Below are 8,929 nucleotides of genomic sequence, written 5' to 3'. Positions count from 1 at the left end.
CCGCCGGCGGCGCGGCCCGACACGGCTCGATCGCGAGCGCGCAGCGCGGTGCGAAGGCGCAGCCGGGCGGCAACCGCGTGACGTCCGGCGGCGATCCCGGAATGGCGTCGAGCCGCTGGCCCTTGGCGAGCGCCCCGTGCGCCCGGCTCTTCAGGAGGCCGATCGTGTAGGGGTGGCGGGGATCACGGATCAGGTCGCGCGCGGACCCTTCCTCGACGATGCGGCCGGCATACATGACGGCGATCCGGTCGGCGACTTCGACGGCCGCCCCGATGTCGTGCGTCACGAAGATGATGGAGAGGCCCAGGTCTCGCTGCAGCTCGCGCAGCAAGAGCAGGATCTGGATCTGAACGGTGGCGTCCAGCGCGGTGGTCGGCTCGTCCGCGAGCAGCACCTTGGGCCGGCAGGCGAGCGCCAGCGCGATCATCGCCCGCTGGCGCATGCCGCCCGACATTTCGTGGGGATAGCTGTCGAGGCGCCGCTCGGGGGAGGGGATGCGGACGCGCTGGAACAGCTCCAGGGCCCGGGCCCGGGCCGCCGCGCGGCTGGTCTTCTCGTGCCGGCGGATCGTCTCCTCGATCTGCTGGCCAACCGTGTAGACCGGGTCGAGCGCGAGCAGCGGCTCCTGGAAGATCATGGCCGCCGTGTCGCCGCGGAAATCCGCCAGCTCCCGGGCGCCCATGGCCGTGACGTCGCGGCCGTCCACCCGGATGGTGCCCTCGACGCGCGATTGCCGGGCCGGGTGCAGCCGCAACAGGGAGCGGAGCGTGACGCTCTTGCCGGAGCCGGATTCGCCGATCAGGGCGACGACCTCCCCCCGGCCCACCGTCAGGTCCACCCCGTCCACGGCGCGGACAACGCCGCCGAAGGTGACGCGCAGGTTTTCGATCGCGACGGCCGGGGCGGTCATGCGAGCTCCTCTGGGGTCGCGGCGGGCGGGCGCAGAGCGGCCACTCGGCTCACGCGGCAGCCCTCGGGGCGCGTGAATGGCCCGACCCCGGCTGCACCATCAGGCAGGCGGCCTCGTGATGGGCGCCTGCGGCGGCCAGCGGCGGCTCAGTGGCCGAGCAGATCGGCTCGGCGAAGGCGCAGCGGGTGTGGAACCGGCAGCCGGGCGGCGGGTCGATCGGGTTCGGCGGATCGCCCGCCAGCGGCGCCTCCTCTGTGCGGCGGTCCGGGTCGAGCGACGGCATGGAGGACAGAAGAGCGGCCGTGTAGGGGTGCCGCGCCCGCTCAAACACTTCCGCGGAGGCGCCAAGCTCGGCCACCCGGCCGAGATACATCACCATCACCCGGTCCGAGATGAAGCGCACCACGTTGAGATCGTGGCTGATGAAGACGTAGGTGAGCCCGAATTCCTGCTTCAGGTCGAGCAGCAGATTCAGCACCTGGGCCTCGACCGACTTGTCGAGGGCGGAGACGGCCTCGTCCAGGATGATGAGCCGCGGCTGCACCGCGAGGGCGCGGGCGATGTTGACGCGCTGGCGCTGGCCGCCCGAGAGCTCGTGCGGATAGCGGCCCGCGAAGCGCCCGGGTTCGAGCCCGACCCGGGCCAGCAGGTCGCGCGCGCGCGCCACCGCCTCCCGGTGCGGCACCCCGTGCACCTTGGGCCCGAAGGCCACCGACGTCTCCACGGTCAGCCGGGGGTTCAGCGACGAATAGCTGTCCTGAAAGACCATCTGGCACTGGCGCCGAAACGAGGTCAGGCCGAGCGCCGGCGAGCCGACCCGCTCGCCGTCGAAGATCACCTCGCCGGCCGTGGGCTCGATGAGATGCAGGAGCAGGCGGGCGGTGGTGGACTTGCCGCAGCCGGATTCACCCACGACGCCGAGGGTTTCCCCCTTGAGGACCTCGAAATCGACTCCGTCCACCGCCCTGACCTGGGCCGTAACCCCGCCCAGCAGGCCGTTGCGGATCGGGAAGTGCTTCAGCAGGCCGCGCACGCTGAGCAGCGGCTGCGCCGGTCCGCCACGGTCGAGAGCCTGGGCGCTCATTGCTTCACGTCCATCGCCGAGCGCAGCCCGTCGGCCAGAAGATTGAAGGCGATGGAGGTGATGAAGATCATCACCCCGGGCAGGGCGGCCAGCCACGGTTGGACATAGATGGCGGTCCGCAGGGTGTTCAGCATGAGGCCCCATTCCGGGTCGGGCGGGCGGGTGCCGAGCCCCAGAAAGGAGAGACCGGAGGCGAGGATCATGGAAACCGAGATCAGGCTCGTGGCGTAGACGAAGATCGGGCCGAGCACGTTGCCGAGCACGTGCACCCACACGATGGTGAGGCCGCCAGCGCCGGAGGCCCGGGCCGCCTCCACGTAATCGCGCCCGCGCACCTGCGTGGTCACGGCTTCCGCCACCCGGGCGATCTGCGGCACGAACACGACGGTCAGCGACACCAGCGCGTTGCCGAGCCCGGCCCCCAGCGCGCCGGACAGCGCCACCGCCAGCAGCACCGACGGAAAGGCGTAGAACACGTCGATGGTTCGCATGATCAGCGTGTTCGTGCGGCCCCCGACATAGCCGGCCAGGATGCCGATGCCCGAGCCGATGAAGAAGGCGAGGATCACCGGCGTGATGCCCATGAACAGCGACAGCCGGGCGCCGAAGATGAGCCGGGACAGCATGTCCCGCCCGAGCTCGTCGGAACCCAGCGGGAAGCCCGGCGAGCCGATCGGCCGGAGCCGCCGGAGGGTCGAGGCGCGCAGCGGGTCCGCCGGCGCGACATAGGGCGCGAAGACGGCCATCAGGATCAGGAGCAGGATCACGATCCCGGCCCCGATCGCCACCGGGTCGCGGCGCAGCCGCCGCCACACGCCCGCCCAGTAGCCCACCGTCTGGGCGGGGGGCGGCTCCGCGACCGCCTGTTCGGCGAAAGCCGCCATGTCAGGCCCTCTGGATGCGGGGATCGAGCGCGGTCTGCACCACGTCGACCAGCAGGTTCAGGATCACGAAAAACAGCGCCAGCACCAGGATCGTCCCCTGCAGCAGGGGCAGATCGCGCTGGAAGATCGCCGCGTTCAGCAGGAAACCCGTTCCGGGCCACGAGAACACCGTCTCGATCAGAATCGAGCCGCCGAGCAGATAGCCGAGTTGCAGCCCCATGACGGCCAGCGCAGTCGGGGCGGCGTTCTTCACCACGTGCCGGAACACGCCGTAATCGGTGAGGCCCTTGGCCCGGAGCCCGATCACGAAATCCTGCTGGAGGATGTCGGCCACGAGCGCCCGGACGGTGCGGGCCACGATCCCCATGGGGATCACCGACATGGTGACCGCCGGCAGGATCATGTGGCGAAAGAACTGCCAGGGACCCCCCTCGTCCCCGGCGCCGGTCGGCGGCAGCCAGCCGAGAATGGCCGAGAAGATGATCACCAGCACCATGCCCAGCCAGTAATGCGGCACGCTGACCCCGAGCACCGAGATGGCCGAGGCCAGCTTGTCGACCGCGGAATCCCGGAAGTAGCCAGCCACGAAGCCGAACAGCGCGCCGAAGAAGAAGCCGATCGCGGTGGCCAGCAGCGCCAGCCGGAGCGTGTAGCCGACCGCCTTCAGCACCTCCTGCGTCACCGGACGGCCGCTCGCGATGGAGGTGCCCAGATCGCCCTGCAGCGCGCGCCACAGCCAGCGCACGAACTGCTCCGGATAGGAGCGGTCGAAGCCGTAGAGCGTGCGAAGCGCGCGCTGCAGCTCAAGCGAGGCGTCCGGCGGCAGCACCGAGACGAGCGGGTCGCCCGGCGCGATATGCACCAGCGCAAAGCAGACCAGAGAGACGCCGAGCAGGATCGGGACCGTGTAGACCACGCGCCGGGCGAGATAGGCGAGCATGAACCTGTCCGCTGTTCTGGCCGGGCGCGACCCGGCCGTCCCGCATCAGGGATCGGGCCGAGACGGCCCGGGCTCCCCGGGAGGCACCCGGGGACGACGACGCGCGGCCGTCACTCCAGGGACATCGTGGCGATGTCGATGAACCAGCTCTGCGGCTGCACCACGCCCTTGACCTTGGTGGACATGGCGCGCGGACCCACGTCGTGCGCGACCCAGATAAACGGCGCCTCCTCGACGATGCGGGCATGCAGCCTGGCGAGCGCGGCGTCACGCGCCCCGGCCTCGAACGAGGTCCGGGCATCGGCGATCAGCTTGTCGAACTCGTCGTTGCCGAAATAGCCCCAGTTGTTGGAGACCGGCGGAAACGTCTTGGTCGACGTGAACCGCACCATGCCGAAGAACGGGTCCATGGCCGCGTAGCTCACGTTGATGATGTTTGCGCCGCGGGCGGAGGCGTCCTTCGCGCCCTGGCGCCAGTTCGTGAACAGCGTGTTCCACTCGATGACGTCGAGTTCGACGTCGAAGAAGCACTCCTTCAGCCCCTGCTGGACATATTCGTTCATCGGAATGGGCATCATCTGGCCGGAGCCGGAGGCGGAGGTCTGAACCTTCACCTTGAGGGGCTTCGCGGCCGAGAAGCCGGCCTCGGTCATCAGCTTCTTGGCCGCCGCCGGGTCATATTTGATCTTGAAGGAGGGGTTCCCGTGCCAGGGATGGCCCGGCTCGTAGGTTGCCGTGGCCTCCGCCATCAGCCCGCTCAGCGCCTCCTTCAGTTCCCCACGGTTGATGCACAGATTGGCAGCGTGCCGCACCCGCTTGTCGAGCCAGGGCGAGCCCTCGATGAAGGAGAGCTGCCACGGCCAGACATGCGGCTGGACGTTCTGGTACATCTTGAAGCCGCGGCTGGTGATCTGCTGCACCGCGTCCGGGGCCGGCGCCTCGATCCAGTCGACCTGCCCGGACAGGAGCGCCGCCGTGCGGGCATTTGCCTCCGGGAGCGGCAGCAGCACCACGCGCGGGATCTTGGGCCGGCGCTTCTCGTCCCAATAGGCCGGGTTGGCGGCGAGTTCGAGCCGCTCGCGCGGCACGAAGCGCGTCACCCGGAACGGGCCCGAACCGGAGGGATCGGCCGCGAAGGCGGTCCAGGCCTGTTTGGCGCGCTCCGCCGGGTCGCTGACGGAGGCCGGAACGGCCTTCAACTTGGCGTCCCAATGCGTGGGCGACGCCATGAACAGGTTGCTCAGGTTGATGGGCAGAAACGCGTCCGGCTCGCTCGTGGTGAGCTCCACCGTCATGTCGTCGACCACCCGCGCCGACCGGAGCGTCGGCATGCGCGAGGCGGTGACGCCGACCTGGCTCGGGTCGAAATGCGGGGCCGTCTTGTCCAACACCTTCTGGACGTTCCAGACGACCGCGGCGGCATTGACCGGCGACCCGTCGTGGAACGTCACGCCCGGGCGAAGACGGAAGTGCCACTTGGTCGTGTCGTCGGTCACCTTCCAGTCGGTCGCAAGGCCGGGGATGAGCGCCGAGGGCTCCTTTTCCTTGGTCAGATCCCAGTGGGTCAGCGCGTCGTAGATCGGAATTCCGGTGAACCGATTGCCCTCGAAGCCCTGGTCGGGCTGGCCCAAGGTGCGGGGGATGTCGGCCGCCGTCATGCCGACGCGCAGCACCTTCTCCTGCGCGCTCGCGCCCGCCGCCGCGATGCCGGCAGCCACAAGCCCCAGCCCGATCCTTGAACCTAAGCGCCAAGCCATCGTGTCCTCCCGGCGAGGGCCGAGGTGGCCCGCCATGATCGTCCGTCGGGGAGCAATCGACATGCCACCCGAGGGCAGCTTAGCCGACGAGGGTGGAGCGGGAAGGGAGACTTTAGGTGCGCCGCAACGTGCGCGCGTGGACCCAGAAGCGAGCAGAGCGGGTCACCCGCCGCAAACCGCCTCGATCTTGCTTCTCAGCGTCTGGGCGTTGAAGGGCTTCACAATGTAGTTGTTCACGCCGGCCCGCTTGGCCGCGATCACGTTGTCGGTCTTGGATTCGGCCGTCACCATGATGAACGGCACCGCCTTCAGCGCCTCGTCGGCCCGGACCCGCTGGAGAAGCTCGAGGCCGGTCATCGGCTCCATGTTCCAGTCCGAGATGACGAGGCCGTAGCGGCGCGCCCGCAGCTTGGACAGCGCGGCCGAGCCGTCCGGCGCGTCATCGACGTCCTCGAAGCCGAGCTGCTTCAAGAGGTTGCGGATGATCCGGACCATGGTCTGGTAATCGTCCACTACGAGGATCGGAGTGCCGTAATCCAGGGCCATCGCCTCTCCCTCCCGCGCGGAAGCGCCGCCTGGTAGGCGGGACTGCCTGATTGTCCATAGGAGGGGCCAGTTGCGGTCCGGTTAAGTGGTTGGGGACGCCACACGGCTTGACCGTTCCGAACCCATCGGACAGGGTCGCGCCAACTTGTCCGTTTCCGTTTTCTCCGCATCGATGCCGCCGCGAGGGCAGGACGGGCGCGCGCCCGGCCTCGCCGTGTGTCGCGACGGGAGCCCGCGCCCGGCGCCTGGGGCCGTCGCCGCGATCGGCAATTTCGACGGCCTGCACCGGGGCCACCAGCACATGCTCGGCCTGGTCCGCGACTGGGCGGCCCGGGTCGGCGGGGCGGCGGCCGTGCTGACCTTCGAGCCGCATCCGCGCGACCTGTTCCGGCCCGAGGATCCGTCCTTCCGACTGACCCCCGAACCCGTGAAGCTTCGGCTTCTCGAGGCGTTCGGGATGGACCTCGCCTTTGTGCGCCGCTTCGATTCCGCTCTGGCGGCCACGGAGGCCGGCGATTTCGTGGCCGGCCTGCTCGGGCACGAGCTGAAGCTCGCGGGCGTCGTGGTGGGCGAGTCCTTCCGCTTCGGGCGGGCCCGCACGGGCGACGTCGACTTTTTGCGCCGCGCCGGTGCGAGCCTGGGCCTCCAGGTGCTGGCCGAGCCCCCGGTCGAAATGGAGGGCGCGCCTGTGTCCTCGAGCCGGATCCGGGCGGCGCTCGCCGCCGGCGACGTCGCGCTTGCAAACCGGCTCCTCGGCTATCGCTGGTTCGTCGAGGGGGAGGTCATCCACGGCGAGAAGCGCGGCCGCACGCTGGGTTTCCCGACCGCCAACATGGCGCTGCCCGCGAGCTGCCGGCTGGCGCATGGCATCTACGCCGTGCGGGCGGCGATCGGGCCGGGGCGGGTCGCCGCCGGGGTTGCGAGCTTCGGCCGGAGGCCCACCTTCGACGACGGCGCGCCGCTTCTCGAGACCTTTCTGTTCGACGTCGACGAAAGCCTCTACGGCCGGATGATCGCGGTGGAGTTGCTGGACTGGATCCGGCCCGAGGAGCGGTTCGGTTCGGCCGAGGATTTGGTTGCCCGCATGCAGGTCGATGCCGACCAGGCGCGAGCCGTCGCGACCCGGGCCGACGGCCACCGGTCGTTTATCGGCGGCTGACGCGGCCTGCCGCCGTGTGGGCGGGGCTCAGGCCCCGAGCCCCAGGGCGGTCCGGACCCGGCGGTTGTGTCCGTATACGTCGCCAAAGGTCCTGAGCTCTCCTGAGGGCTCGATCGCCACGGTGAAATAGCCGAGATGGACCGGCAGGGGCTCGGCCAGGTTGATGTGCCGCTCGCCCCAGCCGATCAGCTTCTTCAGCTTCTCCTCGGTCCAGGCGGAGCCCATGATCTTGCCAGCCAGCGCGAAGGGCTGCTCGACCCGGACGCAGCCGTGGCTCAGCGCCCGGTTGCCCGACCCGAACAGATGCCGGGCCGGCGTGTCGTGCAGGTACACGGCGTGGTCGTTCGGAAACATCAGCTTGATGTAGCCGAGGGCGTTGGTGGGGCCGGGGGGCTGGCGCACCGTCGTGGTCTTGCCCCGCTGCGTCACCACGAAGCCTTTCAGCGAACCTCCCGCCGCGAGCTGCTTCTTCAGGATGGAAGGCGGCACGAACCACGACGGATTGACGACCGCGTAATCCATGCGGCCCGTGAACAGGGGGGTTGGCGTATCGGCCTTGCCGACGATCACCCGCGCCTCGTGCCGGACCTCGCCCTGGTCCATCAGCCGCAGCCGGAATTCCGGGATGTTGACCAGGATGTGCCGGGGCGCCACCTCGGCCGGCAGCCAGCGCCAGCGCTCCATGTTGGCGATGATGTCGCCCTCGAGCCGGGCCGGGGTCACTTTGGGCAGCCGGGCAGGTGCCGCACCCATGGCGGCCTGCTTGGCGGCATCGGGCGACCCCGACAGCCGTGCGACGGGCCGGTTGGCCCGGAGTTCAGCCAGCTTCGTCCGCAGCGCCCGGTAGCCAGGATAGGCCGGGTTGAAGGCGGCCAGCGCCTCGGCGGGAGCCGGGCTTTCGGCGAGCACGGCCAGCACCTGTTCCGGGCTCGGGAGATCGAGCTTGGGGGTGATCATGCCGGACAGCCGCGACGGTTCGAGCCGTCCGCCCCGGGCGTGCCGGGCATAGAGAAACGCCGTGGCGCTGAGCTTCAGCTCGGCCTCGGCGAGGTCGGAGGCGGTCAGCGGCGTGGTGCCGGCCTGGAGGCGCGGCACGGGGTAGTCGGCCGGGTCGAGCCCCTCCGCATCCGCCCCGGCGAGGGTGGTGGCCAGCGCGACGGCCCGGGCCGACCAAGCGCCGCCCTCGACCCACAGCGGGCGATAGCCGCGCGCGGCGTAGACGGCCGTCAGGGCCGCCCGGTCCTTGGCGGCGAGCTTCGGCGGCAACGGCAATTTGGGGTCGGCGAGCCGGAGCTCGATGGCGCCGGGCAGAACGTCGTCGAGCGTGAGCTGGAGCGGCGCCGGCGGAGCCTCGGGCGGAAGGTCGGCCACGGCCCGCAGCGGCGCCGGGGCGGCAGCCGAGACCTCGACCACGACGTCCGGCGGGAGGGGCAAATCGAGCCCGGCGACCGCTACCTCGGCCGTGGGGGACGCCGCGTCCCGCCCTGGACCCGGCTCCGTTCCGACGACCTCTAGGGGGGCCGGAAGCTCGGGCCGGGAAAGCTGGGCCGCGACATCGTCCGCGGCTGCCGGGGCGTGTGCCGCCCCGAGCAGGAGCGCCAGGCCGACGGTCCAGAACCCTGCGCGACGCGCCGTCATACTGCTTCGCC

Annotated in this window: 8 protein-coding genes; 1 reads left to right on the top strand and 7 read right to left on the bottom strand. The window is 70.3% G+C overall.

The window, feature by feature from the left end:
• The 6 genes from JWR86_RS07460 to JWR86_RS07435 form a co-directional block, all read right to left on the bottom strand.
• Nucleotides 1–910, bottom strand: a 910-nt coding sequence (locus tag JWR86_RS07460; protein ID WP_299563009.1) for an ABC transporter ATP-binding protein, incomplete at its 3' end; no start/stop codon positions are given.
• A 49-nt stretch (nucleotides 911–959) separates the two neighbouring features.
• On the bottom strand, nucleotides 960–1,994 hold the full coding sequence (locus JWR86_RS07455) for an ABC transporter ATP-binding protein (RefSeq protein WP_299563006.1): 1,035 nt from the start codon (nucleotides 1,992–1,994) through the stop codon (nucleotides 960–962).
• The gene (locus tag JWR86_RS07450; RefSeq protein WP_299563003.1) at nucleotides 1,991–2,878 is read right to left on the bottom strand and encodes an ABC transporter permease; all 888 of its coding nucleotides are present in this window, start codon (nucleotides 2,876–2,878) and stop codon (nucleotides 1,991–1,993) included. The genes JWR86_RS07455 and JWR86_RS07450 overlap by 4 nt, the downstream gene beginning before the upstream one ends.
• A 1-nt stretch (nucleotide 2,879) precedes the next feature.
• Nucleotides 2,880–3,818 carry an ABC transporter permease gene (locus JWR86_RS07445; RefSeq protein ID WP_299563000.1) on the bottom strand — a complete coding sequence of 313 codons (939 nt, stop codon included), beginning with the start codon at nucleotides 3,816–3,818 and terminating at the stop codon, nucleotides 2,880–2,882.
• Nucleotides 3,819–3,928: 110 nt separating this feature from the next.
• Entirely contained in the window at nucleotides 3,929–5,575 is a 1,647-nt protein-coding gene (locus JWR86_RS07440; RefSeq protein ID WP_299562997.1) for an ABC transporter substrate-binding protein, read from the bottom strand.
• A 162-nt stretch (nucleotides 5,576–5,737) separates the two neighbouring features.
• Entirely contained in the window at nucleotides 5,738–6,121 is a 384-nt protein-coding gene (locus tag JWR86_RS07435; RefSeq protein ID WP_299562994.1) for a response regulator, read from the bottom strand.
• Between the two features lie 145 nt (nucleotides 6,122–6,266).
• Between JWR86_RS07435 and JWR86_RS07430 the strand changes: the two genes are divergently transcribed.
• A complete protein-coding gene (locus tag JWR86_RS07430) occupies nucleotides 6,267–7,280 on the top strand; it encodes a bifunctional riboflavin kinase/FAD synthetase (RefSeq protein WP_299562991.1) in 1,014 nt (337 codons plus the stop codon).
• 27 nt (nucleotides 7,281–7,307) lie between these two features.
• Here JWR86_RS07430 and JWR86_RS07425 read toward each other — a convergent pair.
• A partial coding sequence (locus JWR86_RS07425; protein WP_299562988.1) for a L,D-transpeptidase family protein occupies nucleotides 7,308–8,929 on the bottom strand: 1,622 nt, incomplete at its 5' end.

Origin of the sequence: Enterovirga sp., from assembly GCF_028290205.1 — a bacterium.
Lineage (GTDB): Bacteria > Pseudomonadota > Alphaproteobacteria > Rhizobiales > Beijerinckiaceae > Enterovirga.
The sequence above is the reverse complement of the archived record's forward strand: the minus strand, read 5'-3'. Positions and strand labels throughout refer to the sequence as shown.

What these genes read in the sequence shown, in the direction of transcription:
- JWR86_RS07440 (WP_299562997.1), bottom strand. Translation starts at nt 5,575, where the DNA reads ATGGCTTGGCGCTTAGGTTCAAGGATCGGGCTGGGGCTTGTGGCTGCC.
- JWR86_RS07450 (WP_299563003.1), bottom strand. Translation starts at nt 2,878, where the DNA reads ATGGCGGCTTTCGCCGAACAGGCGGTCGCGGAGCCGCCCCCCGCCCAG.
- JWR86_RS07445 (WP_299563000.1), bottom strand. Translation starts at nt 3,818, where the DNA reads ATGCTCGCCTATCTCGCCCGGCGCGTGGTCTACACGGTCCCGATCCTG.
- JWR86_RS07435 (WP_299562994.1), bottom strand. Translation starts at nt 6,121, where the DNA reads ATGGCCCTGGATTACGGCACTCCGATCCTCGTAGTGGACGATTACCAG.
- JWR86_RS07455 (WP_299563006.1), bottom strand. Translation starts at nt 1,994, where the DNA reads ATGAGCGCCCAGGCTCTCGACCGTGGCGGACCGGCGCAGCCGCTGCTC.